This is a genomic window from Achromobacter sp. HNDS-1 (assembly GCF_040084795.1).
Lineage (GTDB): Bacteria > Pseudomonadota > Gammaproteobacteria > Burkholderiales > Burkholderiaceae_B > Achromobacter > Achromobacter ruhlandii.
In genome coordinates, this window is sequence record NZ_CP157584.1 from 4,720,502 (window position 1) to 4,737,376 (window position 16,875).

12 protein-coding genes are annotated in these 16,875 nt (G+C 66.9%); 8 read left to right on the forward strand and 4 right to left on the reverse strand.

Features of this window, described 5'->3' with window-relative positions:
* Nucleotides 1–29 precede the first annotated feature (29 nt).
* Nucleotides 30–2,087: an oligopeptide transporter, OPT family gene (locus ABFG95_RS21810; protein WP_348994926.1), complete on the forward strand. Its 2,058-nt coding sequence runs from the start codon at nucleotides 30–32 to the stop codon at nucleotides 2,085–2,087.
* Nucleotides 2,088–2,144: 57 nt separating this feature from the next.
* Here the strand turns inward: ABFG95_RS21810 and ABFG95_RS21815 are convergent, their stop codons facing one another.
* From ABFG95_RS21815 to ABFG95_RS21830, 4 genes are all read right to left on the reverse strand, one after another.
* The gene (locus tag ABFG95_RS21815) at nucleotides 2,145–3,377 is read right to left on the reverse strand and encodes a M20/M25/M40 family metallo-hydrolase (protein WP_049072261.1); all 1,233 of its coding nucleotides are present in this window, start codon (nucleotides 3,375–3,377) and stop codon (nucleotides 2,145–2,147) included.
* Between the two features lie 3 nt (nucleotides 3,378–3,380).
* Entirely contained in the window at nucleotides 3,381–5,081 is a 1,701-nt protein-coding gene (locus ABFG95_RS21820; RefSeq protein WP_348994927.1) for a hydantoinase/carbamoylase family amidase, read from the reverse strand.
* 11 nt (nucleotides 5,082–5,092) lie between these two features.
* A complete protein-coding gene (gene puuE / locus ABFG95_RS21825) occupies nucleotides 5,093–6,037 on the reverse strand; it encodes an allantoinase PuuE (protein ID WP_059269568.1) in 945 nt (314 codons plus the stop codon).
* A 225-nt stretch (nucleotides 6,038–6,262) separates the two neighbouring features.
* A complete protein-coding gene (locus ABFG95_RS21830) occupies nucleotides 6,263–7,279 on the reverse strand; it encodes a 1-aminocyclopropane-1-carboxylate deaminase (protein ID WP_020924636.1) in 1,017 nt (338 codons plus the stop codon).
* A gap of 192 nt (nucleotides 7,280–7,471) precedes the next feature.
* Here ABFG95_RS21830 and ABFG95_RS21835 point away from each other — a divergent pair, with 192 nt between their 5' ends.
* From ABFG95_RS21835 to ABFG95_RS21865, 7 genes are all read left to right on the forward strand, one after another.
* Nucleotides 7,472–7,942, forward strand: a complete 471-nt coding sequence (locus tag ABFG95_RS21835) for a winged helix-turn-helix transcriptional regulator (protein WP_049072267.1) — start codon at nucleotides 7,472–7,474, stop codon at nucleotides 7,940–7,942.
* Nucleotides 7,943–8,271: 329 nt separating this feature from the next.
* Nucleotides 8,272–11,139 (forward strand): 2-oxoglutarate dehydrogenase E1 component, encoded by a 2,868-nt coding sequence (locus ABFG95_RS21840; RefSeq protein ID WP_049072268.1) that lies wholly within the window; start codon nucleotides 8,272–8,274, stop codon nucleotides 11,137–11,139.
* A 103-nt stretch (nucleotides 11,140–11,242) separates the two neighbouring features.
* The gene (odhB, locus tag ABFG95_RS21845) at nucleotides 11,243–12,475 is read left to right on the forward strand and encodes a 2-oxoglutarate dehydrogenase complex dihydrolipoyllysine-residue succinyltransferase (RefSeq protein WP_059269571.1); all 1,233 of its coding nucleotides are present in this window, start codon (nucleotides 11,243–11,245) and stop codon (nucleotides 12,473–12,475) included.
* Nucleotides 12,476–12,595: 120 nt separating this feature from the next.
* Nucleotides 12,596–14,023 (forward strand): dihydrolipoyl dehydrogenase, encoded by a 1,428-nt coding sequence (gene lpdA, locus ABFG95_RS21850; protein WP_049072272.1) that lies wholly within the window; start codon nucleotides 12,596–12,598, stop codon nucleotides 14,021–14,023.
* Nucleotides 14,024–14,097: 74 nt separating this feature from the next.
* Nucleotides 14,098–15,189: a cell division protein ZapE gene (gene zapE, locus ABFG95_RS21855; RefSeq protein WP_063583311.1), complete on the forward strand. Its 1,092-nt coding sequence runs from the start codon at nucleotides 14,098–14,100 to the stop codon at nucleotides 15,187–15,189.
* 120 nt (nucleotides 15,190–15,309) lie between these two features.
* Nucleotides 15,310–15,843: a sigma-70 family RNA polymerase sigma factor gene (locus ABFG95_RS21860; RefSeq protein ID WP_049072275.1), complete on the forward strand. Its 534-nt coding sequence runs from the start codon at nucleotides 15,310–15,312 to the stop codon at nucleotides 15,841–15,843.
* Nucleotides 15,836–16,789 carry a FecR domain-containing protein gene (locus tag ABFG95_RS21865; RefSeq protein ID WP_336730601.1) on the forward strand — a complete coding sequence of 318 codons (954 nt, stop codon included), beginning with the start codon at nucleotides 15,836–15,838 and terminating at the stop codon, nucleotides 16,787–16,789. Before ABFG95_RS21860 ends, ABFG95_RS21865 begins: the two co-directional genes overlap by 8 nt.
* The last annotated feature ends 86 nt before the right edge of the window (nucleotides 16,790–16,875 follow it).

Sequence of the window (16,875 nt, forward strand, 5' to 3'; positions counted from 1 at the left end):
CGTGTCCCGGCCAGTAAAGGGAGACTTCAATGACTCAACCTACCAGCGTCCCGGCAGAGGTCACGCTACCGGAACTGACATTCCGCGGCGTGCTGCTGGGCGCAGTCATCACCATTATCTTCACCGCCTCCAACGTGTTCCTAGGGCTCAAGGTCGGCCTGACCTTCTCGTCGGCGATCCCGGCGGCGGTCATTTCCATGTCGGTGTTGCGCCTGTTCAAGGACGCCAACATCCTCGAGAACAACATGGTGCAGACGCAGGCCTCGGCGGCCGGCACGCTGTCGGCCATCATCTTCATCCTGCCCGCCCTGGTCATGATGGGCCACTGGCAGGGTTTTCCGTTCTGGCAGACCCTGGGCATCTGCGCGGCCGGCGGCATGCTGGGCGTGATGTTCACGATTCCGCTGCGCCACGTGATGGTGGTGCAGAGCGACCTGCCGTACCCGGAGGGCGTGGCGGCCGCCGAGATCCTGCGGGTGGGCAGCGCCGAGCGCGCCCAGGACGCGGCCGAGGATTTCGCTCGGGCGCCGGCCAGGCCGGCGGCCACCGGCATGGGCGACATCGTCAGCGGCGGCGTGGTGGCGGCGGCAGTCAGCTTCGCGGCCAGCGGCCTGCGTGTGCTGGGCGACGGCGTCAGCGGCTGGTTTTCGCTGGGCGGCGCGGTGTTCCGGCTGCCGATGGGTTTTTCGCTGGCGCTGCTGGGCGCGGGTTACCTGATCGGCATCGTGGCGGGCCTGGCCATGCTGACGGGGCTGGTGATCTCGTGGGGCATCGCGGTGCCGATCCTGACTTCGATGGCCCAGATTCCCGCGGACATGTCGCTGGCGAAATTCGCCACCGGGCTGTGGTCGTCGCAGGTGCGGTTCATCGGCGCAGGCGTCATCGGCGTGGGCGCCATCTGGACGCTGGCGACGCTGTTCATGCCGATGGCGCGTGGCGTCAAGGCCTCGTTCTCGGCGTTGACCCGCGCCGGCGCGGCGCGCGCGGGCAAGGCGCCGCGTACCGAGCGCGACCTGTCGGCGGGCTGGATCTCGGTCGTCACGCTGGTGCTGGTGGCGGTGCTGGTGGTCACGTTCCAGGTGTTCCTGGCGGACGCGCCGCTGACGGCCGCCGCGGTCTGGAAACTGGTGGCCTACGCCGTGCTGTTTGCTTTCGTGTTCGGTTTCCTGGTGGCGGCGGCCTGCGGTTACATGGCGGGTCTGGTGGGCACCTCGACCAGCCCGATCTCGGGCGTGGGCATCGTTGCCATCGTGCTGGTGTCGCTGTTGCTGCTGGCGCTGGGCGGCGACCTGCTGGCGGTGCAGAACGGCGTGCAGATGACCATCGCGCTGGCGATCTTCAGCACGTCGGCGGTGGTGGCGGTGGCCTCGATCTCCAATGACAATCTGCAGGATCTGAAGACCGGCTGGCTGGTCGGCGCGACCCCGTGGCGCCAGCAGGTGGCGCTATTGATCGGTTGCGTCCTTGGCGCGGCGGTGATCTCGCCGGTGCTGGACCTGCTGTACAACGCCTACGGCTTCGCCGATGCGATGCCGCGCGCAGGCATGGACCCGTCCCAGGCGTTGTCGGCGCCGCAGGCCACGCTGATGCTGGCGATCGCGCGCGGCATCTTCACGCATCAACTGAACTGGACCATGATCCTGATCGGCATGGCGGTGGGCGTGGGCCTGATCGTGGTGGACGAGATCCTCAAGCGCACCTGCAAGGTCGCCCGCATCCCGGTGCTGGCGGTGGGCATCGGCATCTACCTGCCGCCGACCGTGGCGGCGCCGATCGTGGTCGGCGCGCTGCTGGCCTGGCTGCTGGAGCGCGCGCTGCGCCGCCGCGCCGCGGCCGCCGGCAAGGACTATGAATCGTTCGCCGACGCCGCCAACCGGCGCGGCGTGCTGATCGCCTCGGGCCTGATCGTGGGCGAGAGCCTGGTGGGCGTGGTGATGGCCGCCATCATCGGCGCCGCCGGCACCGATGCGCCGCTGGCGATCGCGGGCGAGGAATTCGCGCGCACCGCCTCGTTCCTGGGGCTGGCGGTGTTCGCGCTGGTGGCGGTGCTGTTCTGGCGCCGCGTGACGCGGCTGGCGCAGCCATAGGCCAGGCGTTGCGCCACGCACGGATCGAAAGGGCATGACGCGCGTCATGCCCTTTTTTCATGCCGGCCGCAGCAGGTCGGCCAGGGTTCGGGCGATGACCTTGGTGGCCCGCCGCAGGTCTTCCAGCACCACGCGTTCGTCGTTGCGCTTGGCGTGCGACTCCAGCACGGTGCGCGGGCCGGCGCCGTAGATCACGCCGGGAATGCCGGCCTCGGCGTACAGGCGCACGTCGGTGTAGAGCGGCGTGCCCATGGCGGGGATCGGCTCGCCGAACAGGTCCTGGCCATGCTTGCGGATGGCGTCGACCAGCGGCTGGTTGCCGGGCAGCGGCCGCATGGCGTTGGCCAGCAGCAGGCGCTTGATCTCGACGCGCAGGCCGGGCGTGGCGGCCGCGCCTTCTTCGATGATGCGGCGGATGTCGGCCTCGACCTCGGCCGCGTTCTCTTCCGGGATCATGCGGCGATCCAGCTTGAACACCACCTTGCCGGGCACCACGTTGGTGTTGGTGCCGCCTTCGATGCGGCCGATGTTCAGATAGGGGTGGCTGATGCCCTCGACCCGCGAAGTGATCTCGCGATAGCGCGCGTTCTGCGCGTACAGCGCGTTCATGATCGCGACAGCGCCCTGCAGCGCATCCACGCCGGTGGCGGGAATGGCGGCGTGCGCCATCTTGCCGTGCACCGTGACCTCCATTTGCAGGCAGCCATTGTGGGCCGTCACGACTTCATAGCTGAAGCCTGCCGCGATCAGCAGGTCGGGTTTCGTCAGGCCCTGGCGCAGCAGCCAGCCGGGACCGAGCAGGCCGCCGAATTCCTCGTCGTAGGTGAAGTGCAGTTCGACCGCGCCATGGCTCGGGCGCGCCACGGCTTCCAGCGCCCGCAATGCGAAGGTGAAGCTGGCGAAGTCGCTCTTGCTGACCGCGGCGGCGCGCCCGTAGAGGCAGCCGTCCACGATCTCGGCGCCATACGGATCGTGCTCCCAGCCGTCGCCCGGCGGCACCACGTCGCCGTGGGCGTTGAGGGCGATGCGCCGGCCGCCGGCGCCGTATTCGCGGCGCACGATCAGGTTGGTGATGGACTCCATGCCGTAGGCGCGCACTTCGTCGGCGGGCACGGGATGGGACTCGGCCGGCAGGCCGAAACCTTGCAGCAGTTCGGCGGTGCGGACGGCGTGCGGGGCGTTGTTGCCCGGCGGCGTGTCGGTCGGCACGCGCACCAGTTCCTGCAGGAAGCGCACTTCTTCATCGAAGTGGGCGTCCACCCAGGCGTCGAGTCGGGCGTAGTCGGTCATGGTTCAGCTCGTTGCTTCGTTGGCGAGATCGTCAAGCAGCCGCTGCATTGCCTGCGCGGCCAGCTGCATGTCGTGGTTGGTGGTGGATTCGAGCGGGTTGTGGCTGATGCCGGCGTTCTGGCCGCGCACGAACAGCATGGCCTGCGGCATGATCTCGTGCAGCTTCATGGCATCGTGGCCGGCGCCGCTCGGCATGCAATGGACCGGCACGCCCAGGGCCTGCACGGCGCGTTCCCAGCGCTGCTGCCAGGCCGGCGCGCTGGGCGCGGCGGCGGCGCGCATGGTTTCCTCGAGCGTATAGCGCAGGCCGCGGCGCTGGCAGATCGCTTCCAATTCGGCCAGCACGTCGCTGGCCAGCGCATCGCGCTGCGGATCGCTGGGCGCGCGCAGGTCGAGGCTGAAGCGGCATTCGCCGGGCACCACGTTGATCGAGCCATTGGGCACTTCCAGCATGCCGACGGTGCCGACCGAGTCGCCGTCGCGCGCGGCGCGGCCTTCGACGAACACGATCAGCTCGGCCGCGGCCACGGCGGCGTCGCGGCGCCGGTCCATCGGCGTGGTGCCGGCATGGCAGGCCGTGCCGTGGATCCGCACGCGGTAGCGCACGCAGCCGTTGATTGACGTGACCACGCCGAGCGGCAGGCCCATTTCATTGAGCACGGGGCCTTGTTCGATATGCACTTCGACAAAGCCCAGGTAGCGGGCCGGGTCGCGCTTGAGCTTGGGAATGTCGTCCACGCACAGCCCTGCGTGCGCCATGGCGTCGCGCATGCTGATGCCGTCAGCGTCCCGCTGTTCGAGCCAGCGCGGCTGGAAGTCGCCGATCAGCGCGCCGGAACCGAGGAAGGTGGCCGGATAGCGCTGGCCTTCCTCTTCGGAAAAAGCGACGACTTCGATCGCGTAGGGCAGGCGCCGACCCTGGCGGTGCAGCGCGCGCACGCAGGCCATCGGCACAAAGATGCCGAGGCGACCGTCGTATTTACCGGCGTTGCGCACTGTGTCGTAATGGCTGCCGCTCATCAGGATGGGCGCGTCGGCGCGGTTGGCGTGATAGCGGCCGACCACGTTGCCGACCGCGTCAATGCCGACTTCGTCGAAGCCGCAATCGCGCATCCAGTGCGAGATGCGCTGGGCGCAGGCGCGGTGCGCGTCGGTCAGGTAGGTGACGGTGAGCTGGCCGTTCTCGGCGTAGCCCGGATCGCTGTGCGCGCTGAGTTTTTCCTGCCAGTCCCAGATGTCGTTGCCCAGGGCCGGTTCGACGCCGAAACGGTCGTAAAGCCGCACTTCGGCGTCACGGTGCAATTGGCGCAGGGCCTCGCGGCGTTCGTCGTCCGGCGCGTTGTGGCGGCGGCGTTCGAGCGCCTGGCGCCATTGCCCGTCTTGCGGGCCGGCGCCGCGCGGGCCGTATTGGGACAGGATGAAGGGAAAGCCGAAACGCGCGGCATAGTCGGCGGCCAGCGCGGCGGCGTCCGCCGCCGCGTCGAGCATGGCGACGGGCTGAGCGCGCAGCAGCGCCAATTGCGCGGCGGCGTCAGTGTCGTCCACCGCGCGCTGCAGGGCCAGCTGCAACTGCGCCACGCTGTGCACCGGGCGCGCCCGCACCGCCTGTTCGGCGGCCCAGGGCGCGTGGGGATACAGGTCGGCCAGCATGGCGGCGGCGTCTTGCGGCGCGGCGTCGTTGAATCGGGCGAGGGTAGGGGCCATGGTTGCGCGGTTCAGGCAGCGGGTTGATAGGGATGGCGCGCCCGCCAGTGCCGGGCGATGTCCAGGCGGCGGCAGACCCACACGCGGTCATGGCGCGCGATGTGATCCAGGAAGCGTTGCAGGGCGACGATGCGGCCGGGCCGGCCCAGCAGGCGGCAATGCATGCCGATGCTGAGCATCTTGGGCGCCTCGTCGCCTTCCGCGTAGAGCGCGTCGAAGCTGTCTTTCAGGTACTGGAAGAAGGGATCGGCGTGCGAATAGCCCTGCGGCAGCGCGAAGCGCATGTCGTTGCAGTCCAGCGTGTAGGGCACGATCAGTTGCGGCGCCACGCTGCCGTCGCTCTTTTGCACGCGCATCCAGAACGGCAGGTCGTCGCCGTAGTAGTCGCTGTCGTATTCGAAGCCGCCGTAGTCCGCCACCAGGCGGCGCGTGCGCGGGCTGTCGCGGCCGGTGTACCAGCCCAGCGGACGGGCGCCGGTCAGTTGCGTGATGGCCTCCATGCCCAGGCGCATGTGCTCGCGTTCGGTGGCTTCGTCCACGTTCTGGTAGTGCACCCAGCGCCAGCCGTGACAGGCGATCTCGTGGTCCAGCTCGACCAGCGCCGCGGCCAGCTCGGGGTGGCGCTGCAGCGCCATGCCGACGGCGAACACCGTCAGCGGCAGGCCGCGCTTTTCGAATTCACGCAGGATGCGCCAGACGCCCACGCGCGAGCCGTACTCGTAGATGCCTTCCATGCTCAGGTGGCGTTCCGGATAGCTGGCCGGATTGAACATCTCGGACAGGAACTGTTCGGACCCCGCGTCGCCATGCAGCACGCAGTTTTCGCCGCCTTCCTCGTAATTGAGCACGAACTGCACCGCGATGCGGGCGTTGCCGGGCCATTGCGCATGCGGCGGGTTGCGGCCGTAGCCGATCAGGTCACGCGGGTAGGGCTGGGTTGAGTCGTAGGTGCTCATGACAAGGCGGGCGTGGACATCGTGTTCGACACGATAAGGTAAACCGCATTGTCTGTATACAATTTATGTACATCATTAGTGATGACCCTAATACGTCAGGCAAGTCCGATCGCCATGAAGCGAACAACCCGCCGGCGTGCGCCGCCGGCGGGTTGTTCCTGGGTATCGGCAAGAGCGGTTCAGCGCAGGTCGCCGCAGGGCCACCCGCTGGCGCCATAGCCGCCGTCAGCCGTTGCGGTAGAGAAAGCTGTAGGCGTTGATCGCCGGCACCCCCCCAAGATGCGCATACAGCACCCGGGAACCGGCGGGGATTTCCCCGCGCCGCACGATGTCCATCATGCCCTGCATCGATTTGCCCTCGTAGACCGGGTCGGTCATCATCCCTTCGAGCCGCGCGCACAGGCGGATCGCCTCGTTGGTCTCGGCCGATGGCAGGCCATAGGCCGGGTAGGCATAGCGCGTATCCAGCACCACGTCGCCGTCCGTGATGGGGCGCTCCAGGCCCACCATGTCGGCGGTGCGGCGCGCGATGCGCAGGATCTGCGCGCGGGTCTGGTCCGGCGTGGCCGAGGCGTCGATGCCGATGACGCGGTCGGCGCGGCCGTCGGCGGCAAAGCCCACCACCATGCCGGCCTGCGTGCTGCCGGTGACGGCGCAGACCACGATGTAGTCGAACTTGAAGCCCAGCTCGGCCTCCTGCCGCCGCACTTCCTCGGCGAAGCCGACATAGCCCAGCCCGCCCAGCTCATGGTCGGAGGCGCCGGCCGGAATCGCGTACGGCTTGCCGCCGCGCTTGCGCACGTCCTCCAGCGCCTCTTCCCAACTACGGCGGAAGCCGATGTCGAAGCCCTGGTCCACCAGGCGCACGTCGGCGCCCATCAGCCGGCTCATCATGATGTTGCCGACCCGGTCATAGACCGCATCCGAGTAGTCCACCCAGTTTTCCTGCACCAGCACGCAGGCCAGGCCGAGCTTGGCGGCCACGGCCGCCACCATGCGGGTGTGGTTGGACTGGATGCCGCCGATGGTGACGAGCGTGTCGCAACCCTGTTCCAGCGCCTGAGGAATCAGGTATTCCAGCTTGCGCAGCTTGTTGCCGCCGAACGCCAGGCCGCTGTTGCAGTCCTCGCGCTTGGCGTAGATCTCGACCTTGCCGCCAAGGTGGGCGGACAGGCGCTCGAGCTTTTCGATGGGGGTGTCGCCGAAGGTCAGGCGGTGGCGGGGAAAGCGTTGCAGATCCATGCGGGCTCCTGGGGGAAGGGGGATCCGGGCGGGCCGCCGCGGATGGAAAAATCATAGGAATCCGCCGGATTGTTGGTCAATTGCGTATTTTTTTAATTTCTTCCTTTTAAATTTTTAGGAAATACGATTTTTGGATCTAATATTTATGAATAAAAAATAAAAACCAAATTAAATTTTATAGGGACACATTAAATGGCCGCCATCGCCGGGCTGGACCGCATCGACCGCCAGATCCTGCGCCTGCTGCAGCAGGACGCCCAGATCACCAACCTCGATCTGAGCGCGCGCGTGCACCTCAGTCCCGCGGCCTGCCTGCGGCGGGTGGAAAAGCTCAAGGCCGAGGGCATCATCAGAAAGACGGTGGCGCTGCTCGAACCGGCCGAGGTCGAGATGGCCACGCTGGTGATTGTCGGCGTGGTGCTGGATCGCTCCACGCCGGAGTCCTTCACCGACTTCGAGCAGGCCGCGCGCGGCATCAGCGGCTGCCTCGAGTGCCACCTGGTGGCGGGCGAGTTCGACTACTTCCTGATGCTGCGCATCCGCGACCTGGAACGCTTCAACAAGCTGCACGCGGGCGAGATCATCAAGCTGCCCGGCGTGCGCCAGATCCGCACTTTTTTCGTGCTGAAAGAGATCCTGTCGACCACCGAACTGCCGCTCTGACGAGGCAATTGCGCAACACCTCGCGCACGGATCGAAAAAAATGCCGCAATGCGGCATTTTTCGTTCGCGGAATTTGCGGGCGCGTAGACGGCGTAATTGCAGGGGTTGCATGGACATTCCAACGCCGCATGAAACCATTCCTGGCGCGCTTTTGCGTCACGCAATCGCAAAAAGACGCCCGTAAACTCAAAGGGTTATACTTTCATGCATACGGCTTTCAAGGCTTGTACGCGCCTTCTGCCCCTGCTATCCGCTAAACGGGAAGCCCGTGTCGCGGAAGGTTTTCCTGCATCGTAATCGAGTGAAGCACTCGTAAAGGTGAAGCGATTATGTCTTCGGAAATAGAATCCCTATCCACGTCTTACTTGTTTGGGGGAAACGCCCCCTACGTTGAGGAGCTTTACGAAGCGTACCTCGACAACCCCGGTTCGGTACCTGACAACTGGCGCGAATACTTCGACCAGCTGCAGCACGCTCCCGCCACCGACGGCCAGGAATCCACCCGCGACCAGGCCCACGCTCCCATCGTCGAATCGTTCGCCCAGCGCGCCAAGGCCAATGCCTTCGTGCAACGCGCCGCCGAACCCGACCTGAGCGTCGCCTCCAAGCAAGTCTCGGTGCAATCGCTGATCGCCGCCTACCGCTCGCTCGGTTCGCGCTGGGCCGACCTGGATCCGCTCAAGCGCCAGGAACGTCCGCCGATCCCCGAACTCGATCCGGCCTTCTACGGCCTGACCGAAGCCGACCTGGACCAGACCTACTCGGCCACCAACACCTACTTCACGACCGCCAGCACCATGACGCTGCGCGACATCCTGAAGGCGCTGCGCGACACGTACTGCCGCAGCATCGGTGCCGAATTCACGCATATCTCCGACCCCGCCGCCAAGCGCTGGATCCAGGAACGCCTGGAAACCACGCTGGGCGCGCCGACCTACACGGCCGAAGAAAAGCGCCACATCCTGCAGCAGCTGACCGAGTCCGAAGGCCTCGAGCGTTTCCTGCACACCAAGTACGTCGGCCAGAAGCGCTTCTCGCTGGAAGGCGGCGAAAGCTTCATCGCCTCGATGGACGAAGTGGTGAACCACGCCGGTGAAAACGGCGTCCAGGAAATCGTGGTCGGCATGGCCCACCGCGGCCGCCTGAACCTGCTCGTGAACATCATGGGCAAGATGCCCGGCGACCTGTTCGCCGAGTTCGAAGGCAAGCACGCCGAAGGCCTGACCGACGGCGACGTGAAGTACCACAACGGCTTCTCGAGCGACCTGTCGACCCGTGGCGGTCCGGTGCACCTGTCGCTGGCGTTCAACCCGTCCCACCTGGAAATCGTCAACCCCGTGGTCGAAGGCAGCGCGCGCGCTCGCCAGGAACGCCGCGGCGACGCCGAAGGCAAGCAAGTGCTGCCGGTGCTGGTGCACGGCGACGCGGCCTTCGCCGGCCAGGGCGTGGTGATGGAAACCCTGAACCTGGCCCAGACCCGCGGCTATGGCACGGGCGGCACGCTGCACATCGTCATCAACAACCAGATCGGCTTCACCACGTCGGATCCGCGCGACTCGCGTTCCACGCTGTATTGCACCGACGTCGTCAAGATGATCGAAGCGCCGGTGTTCCACGTCAACGGCGACGATCCCGAAGCCGTCGTGTTCGTGACCAAGCTGGCCCTGGACTACCGCCTGCAATTCCGCCACGACGTCGTGGTCGACATCGTCTGCTTCCGCAAGCTGGGCCACAACGAGCAGGACACCCCGTCGCTGACGCAGCCGCTGATGTACAAGCGCATCGGCCATCACCCCGGCACGCGCAAGCTGTACGCCGACAAGCTGACCACGCAGGGCGTGCTGTCCGAAGGCGAAGCCGATCAACTGGTGAAGGACTACCGCCAGCTGATGGAAGACGGCCAGCGCACCATCGAACCGGTGCTGACCGACTACAAGAGCAAGTACGCGATCGACTGGTCGCCGTTCCTGGGCGCCAAGTGGACCGACCAGGCCGACACCGCCGTGCCGCTGGCCGAGCTCAAGCGCATCGGCGAGCGCATCACCACGGTGCCGGAAGGCTTCACGGTGCACCCGCTGGTCGCCAAGCTGCTGAACGACCGCCGCACCATGGCCAAGGGCGAAATGAACCTGGACTGGGGCATGGGCGAACACCTGGCCTTTGCCACCCTGGTGTCGTCGGGCTACGCCATCCGCATCACCGGCCAGGACTCGGGCCGTGGCACGTTCACGCACCGCCATGCCGTGCTGCACGACCAGAACCGCGAGCGCTGGAACGACGGCACCTACATTCCGCTGCAGAACGTCTCGGAAGGCCAGGCCCCGTTCACCGTGATCGACTCGGTGCTGTCCGAAGAGGCCGTGCTGGGCTTCGAATACGGCTACTCGAGCGCCGAACCCAACACGCTGACCATCTGGGAAGGCCAGTTCGGTGATTTCGTCAACGGCGCCCAGGTCGTGATCGACCAGTTCATCAGCTCCGGCGAAGCCAAGTGGGGCCGCCAGTCGGGCCTGACCCTGATGCTGCCGCACGGCTACGAAGGCCAGGGCCCCGAGCACTCGTCGGGCCGCATCGAGCGCTTCCTGCAGCTGTGCGCCGACAACAACATGCAAGTGATCCAGCCGACCTCGGCCTCGCAGATCTTCCATGTGCTGCGCCGCCAGATGATCCGTCCGTTCCGCAAGCCGCTGGTGCTGTTCACGCCCAAGTCGCTGCTGCGCAACAAGGACGCCGGCTCGCCCCTGACCGAACTGGCCGGCGGCAGCTTCCGCCCGGTGATCGGCGAGGTCGACGAGGCCATCGACGCCGCCAAGGTCAAGCGCGTGCTGGCTTGCTCGGGCAAGGTCTACTACGATCTGGTCAATGCCCGCCGTGAACGTGGCGCCGACAACGTCGCCATCGTCCGCGTCGAGCAACTGTACCCGTTCGCGCACAAGTCGTTCGAAGCCGAACTGCGCAAGTACCCGAAGGCCACCGAAGTGATCTGGGTCCAGGACGAGCCGCAGAACCAGGGCCCGTGGTTCTACGTTCAGCATCACGTGTACGAGAACATGGTCGAAGGCCAGAAGCTGGGCTACGCCGGTCGCGCCGCGTCGGCTTCGCCGGCCGTGGGCTACCTGGCCAAGCACCAGGAGCAGCAGAAGGCGCTGATCGAAGCGGCTTTCGCGCCCAAGTTCAAGGCCATGCTGACCAAGTAACCCAACCCGATGCACGCGCGGCGTGCGGCAAGTTGCAGAAATCCGATTTCGAACTTTGCCCGCGCCGCGCGGTCCAGAACACACACTCTACGGAATAAACAAAATGGCTATCACCGACGTCGTCGTCCCCCAACTCTCCGAATCCGTTTCCGAAGCGACCCTGCTGACCTGGAAGAAGCAGCCCGGCGCTGCCGTCGAAGCGGACGAAATCCTGATCGAAGTCGAGACCGACAAGGTCGTGCTGGAAGTGCCGGCCCCCGCCTCGGGCGTGCTGGCTGAAATCGTCAAGGGCGACGGCAGCACCGTGACCTCGGGCGAAGTCCTGGCCCGTATCGACACCGCCGGCAAGGCCGCCGCCACCCCGGCCACCGCCCCCGCCGCCGAAGCGCCCAAGGCCGCCGCGCAAGCCGCCGCCGCCCCGGCCGCTCCCGCCTCGACCGCCGCCGCCGGCGTGGCTTCGCCCGCCGCCGCCAAGATCCTCGCCGAAAAGGGCGTGGACGCCGCCAACGTGGCCGGCACCGGCCGTGACGGCCGCGTCACCAAGGGCGACGCCCTGAACGCCAGCGCCCCCGCCGCCAAGGCCGCCCCGGCCAAGGCCCCGGCCGCCCCCGCCCCGACCACGCTGTCGCTGGACGGCCGTCCGGAACAGCGCGTGCCGATGAGCCGCCTGCGCGCTCGCATCGCCGAGCGCCTGCTGCAATCGCAACAGGAAAACGCGATCCTGACCACGTTCAACGAAGTGAACATGCAAGCGGTCATCGATCTGCGCAACAAGTACAAGGACAAGTTCGAGAAAGAGCACGGCATCAAGCTGGGCTTCATGTCGTTCTTCGTCAAGGCCGCCGTTGCCGCGCTGAAGAAGTTCCCGCTGATCAACGCCTCGATCGACGGCAAGGACATCATCTACCACGGCTACTTCGACATCGGTATCGCTGTCGGCAGCCCGCGTGGCCTGGTGGTGCCGATCCTGCGCAACGCCGACCAGCTGTCCATCGCTGAAATCGAAAAGACCATCGCCGACTTCGGCCGCCGCGCCGCCGACGGCAAGCTGGGCATCGAAGAGATGACCGGCGGCACGTTCTCGATCTCCAACGGTGGCGTGTTCGGCTCGATGCTGTCGACCCCGATCATCAACCCGCCGCAATCGGCCATCCTGGGCGTGCACGCCACCAAGGATCGCGCCGTGGTGGAAAACGGCCAGATCGTCATCCGTCCGATGAACTACCTGGCCCTGTCCTACGACCACCGCATCATCGACGGCCGCGAAGCCGTGCTGGGCCTGGTCGCCATGAAGGACGCCCTGGAAGATCCGCAGCGCCTGTTGCTGGACCTGTAATCTCGGCGCCCTGAGCCCGGCGCCCGCGCGACCTGTGTGTCGGCGGCGCCCGGCCGGCCCCACGGGCCGGCTCGCGCGGGCCGGGGCGAGTTTCACTCCCTCCTCATTCGCGAGAACACTATGTCCAAACAATTCGACGTCGTCGTCATCGGCGCGGGCCCCGGCGGCTACATCGCCGCCATCCGCGCCGCGCAGCTCGGCATGTCGGTGGCTTGCATCGACGCCTGGCAGAATGGCCAAGGCGGCCCGGCTCCCGGCGGCACCTGCACCAACGTCGGCTGCATCCCGTCCAAGGCGCTGCTGCAATCGTCCGAACACTTCGAGCAGGCCAACCACCACTTCGCCGAGCACGGCATCGAAGTCAAGGGCGTCAGCCTGAAGCTCGACACGCTGATCGGCCGCAAGAACTCGGTGGTCAAGCAGAACAACGACGGCATCCTGTACCTGTTCAAGAAGAACAAGGTCACCTTCTTCCATGGCAAGGGCGCGTTCGCCGGCCAGGTCGAGGGCGGCTGGGCCATCAAGGTCACCGGCACCGCCGAGGAAGACCTGGTTGCCAAGCACGTGGTGGTCGCCACCGGTTCGTCGGCGCGCGAGCTGCCCGGCCTGCCGTTCGATGAAAAGGTCGTGCTGTCCAACGACGGCGCGCTGAACATCGGCGCCGTGCCGAAGACGCTGGGCGTGATCGGCGCCGGCGTGATCGGCCTGGAAATGGGTAGCGTGTGGCGCCGCCTGGGCGCCGAAGTCACCATCCTGGAAGCAATGCCGGAGTTCCTGGCCGCCGCCGACCAGCAAGTGGCCAAGGAAGCCCTGAAGGCCTTCACCAAGCAAGGCCTGAACATCCAGATGGGCGTCAAGATCGGCGAGATCAAGGCGACCGCCAAGTCGGTGACCGTGCCTTACGTCGACGCCAAGGGCGCCGAGCAGAAGCTGGTGGTGGACAAGCTGATCGTCTCGATCGGCCGCGTGCCCTACACCGGCGGCCTGAACGCCGATGCCGTGGGCCTGAAGCTCGACGAGCGCGGCTTCGTCGCCGTGGACGGCGACTGCAAGACCAACCTGCCCAACGTCTGGGCGGTGGGCGACGTGGTGCGCGGCCCGATGCTGGCGCACAAGGCCGAGGAAGAGGGCGTGGCGGTTGCCGAGCGCATCGCCGGCCAGCACGGCCACGTCAACTTCGACACCGTGCCGTGGGTGATCTACACCTCGCCGGAAATCGCCTGGGTCGGCAAGACCGAGCAGCAGCTCAAGGCCGAAGGCCGCGAGTACAAGGCCGGCAGCTTCCCGTTCCTGGCCAACGGCCGCGCCCGCGCGCTCGGCGACACCACCGGCTTTGCCAAGGTGATCGCCGACGCCAAGACCGACGAGGTCCTGGGCGTGCACATCGTCGGTCCGATGGCCTCGGAACTGATCTCGGAAGCCGTGACCATCATGGAATTCCGCGGCGCCGCCGAAGACATCGCCCGCATCTGCCACGCGCATCCGACGCTGTCGGAAGCCGTGAAGGAAGCCGCCCTGGCCGTTGACAAGCGCGCCTTGAACTTCTGATCCGCCACGTTGCGGCTCTGCCAAAGGGGGCGGGTTTTCGGACCCGCCCTTTTTCTTCTGCCTGTGTCATCTCCATGAACGTCCGCGAATACTACGAACACGCCCTGGCCGAACGCGGCTACAAGCCCGATGAAGCCCAGAAGAAGGCGATCGACCGGCTGCAGCGCTATTACGACGAGTGGGTCAAGTTCAAGGCGATGCGCTCGAATGCCCTGAAGAAGCTGCTGAACCGTCCCGATGTGCCGCGTGGCGTCTATCTGTGGGGCGGGGTGGGGCGCGGCAAGAGCTTCCTGATGGACGCCTTCTATGCCACCGTGCCGGTGGTGCGCAAGACGCGCCTGCACTTTCACGAATTCATGCGCGGCGTGCATCGCGAGCTGGAGGAAGTGAAGGGCATGCAGGATCCGCTGGACGAAGTGGCCAGGCGCGTGGCCAAGCGCTACCGCCTGATCTGTTTCGACGAGTTCCACGTGTCGGACGTGGCGGATGCGATGATCCTGCACCGCCTGTTGCTCAAGCTGTTCGAATACGGCACCTCGTTCGTGATGACCTCCAACTACGAGCCGTCGACGCTGTATCCCGACGGCCTGCACCGCGACCGCGTGCTGCCGGCGATCGAGTTGATCCAGGCGCGCATGGACGTGATGAACGTGGACGCCGGCGTCGATTACCGCCGCCGCTCGCTCGAGCAGGTGCAGTGCTATCACACGCCGCTGGACGAGCACGCGCAACAGGCCTTGCAGCAGGCCTTCGACAGCCTGGCCGACACGCCGCCACAGGAGCCGCTGCTGCATATCGAGCATCGCGAGATCCGCGCGCTGGCGCTGGCCGGTTCGGTGGTGTGGTTCGACTTCGCCACGCTTTGCGGCGGCCCGCGTTCGCAGAACGATTACCTGGAGCTGGCCAACCGCTTCCATGCGGTGATCCTGTCCGGCGTGCCACGGATGGGGCCGCGCCAGGCTTCCGAGGCGCGCCGCTTCACCTGGCTGATCGACGTGTTCTACGACCATCGCGTCAAGCTGATCATGTCGGCCGAATGCGAGCCGGAAGAGATTTACACCGAAGGCGCGCTGGCCAATGAGTTCCATCGCACGGTGTCGCGCATCCTGGAAATGCAGTCGCGCGAATACCTCGAGTCGGAACGCCGCCTGACCGTAACGTTGTAGTTATGCCGCAAGCGTCCGCCCGCGGGGCGGACGTGGCGCAATTTGCGCCATTTGCATTGGTAATGCAAGTCATTATCAATTAACATCCGAAGACTTCTGGTCCCGCGCCGCAGTCTTCCCGTGTCTTCCCCCCTCCTTTCGTCTCCGGCCTCTTGCGCCGATGCGCCTGCCACGCAGGTCGATGGCCTGTACCGGGATCATCGGCCGTGGCTGTTCGGATGGCTGCGCCGCAAGCTCGGCTGTGCGCATCGCGCCGAAGACCTGGCGCAGGACGTGTTCGTGCGCGTGATCCAGGGCCGCAAGACGGTTCGCGCGGGCGAGGCCCGGGCGTTGCTGACCACCATCGCCAAGGGGCTGGTGATCGACCACCAGCGCCACGCGGCGTTGGAGCATGCCTATCTGGCTTATCTGGCCGCCTTGCCCGAGGTCCATGCGCCGTCGCCCGAAACGCAGGCCGAGCAGATGCAGGCCCTGGTGCGGCTCGATCGCCTGCTCGACCGCCTGCCGGCCAAGGCGCGCTCGGCGTTCCTGCTGTCGCAGCTGGACGGCCTGACCTATCCCGAGATTGCCCAGCGGCTGGGCGTGTCGCTCAGTTCGGTGCAGCAGTACATGGTGCGCGCCATGTCGGCCTGCTATGCCGCGCTTTATGACTAGCGCCACGCCGCCCGAGGCCGTGGTGCGCCAGGCCATCGCCTGGTGGGCGCGCCTGCAGTCGGGCATAGCCGATGCCGGCGAGCGCGAGGCCTGTCAGGCCTGGCTGGCGCAGGATCCGGCGCATCGCAAGGCGTGGGAGCGGCTGGAAACGATCGGCCGCGATGCACGCCGCGTGCCGGCGGCGCTGGCGCATACGGCGCTGGACGGCCCGGCGACGCCCGGCCGCCGCGTGGCCCTGCGCAATTTGCTGACGCTGGCTGGGGTGGGCGTGGCGGGTTGGGCTGGCTACCGGCATGCGCCGTGGCAGCGCCTGGCCGCCGATGTCAGCACCGGCATCGGCGAACGGCGCGCGGTGGCGGTGGCCGACGGCCTGCACGTCACCCTGAACAGCGACAGCGCGCTGCGGCTGCGGCGGGCAAGCGGCGCGCGCGGCATCCACCTGTTGCGCGGAGAGATCCTGGTCAGCGCGCAGGCGCGACCAGGCGCCGCCCCGGTGCGCGTGGACACCGGCCATGGTGTGCTGCTGGCGGACAACGCGCGTTTCGACGTGCGCCGCACGCCGGGTGGCGCACAGTTGGGTGTCTACGAGGGCAGTGTCGCCTTGCTGCGCGATGGCGCGTCGACGCAGGCCGCCGAAGCGGGCGAACGCCTGAGCTACGACGACCTGGGCGGGGTCGAGCGGCAGGCGGCCGATCCGGATCGCCTGGCCTGGGTCGACGGCCTGGTTGTGGCCAAGGACTGGCGCCTGGACCATTTCGCCGATTACCTGGCGCGCCAGCGAGTCGGCGTGATCCGGGTGGACCCGGCGGTGGCGGGCCTGCGGCTGTCGGGCGTGTTCCCGCTGGACGACGCCGAGCGCGCGCTCCGGGCGCTGGAGCCGGCGCTGCCCATCGTGGTGACGCGCCACACACAGTACTGGCTGCAGGTCGGGCCACGCGCGGCCTGAGCGTTACAAATTTCCTGATCGATGCATTGCAGGTTTTCCTTCCTGGTACGGAAAGGCAGAGATAGAGACCTACGTACAAGGGAGTT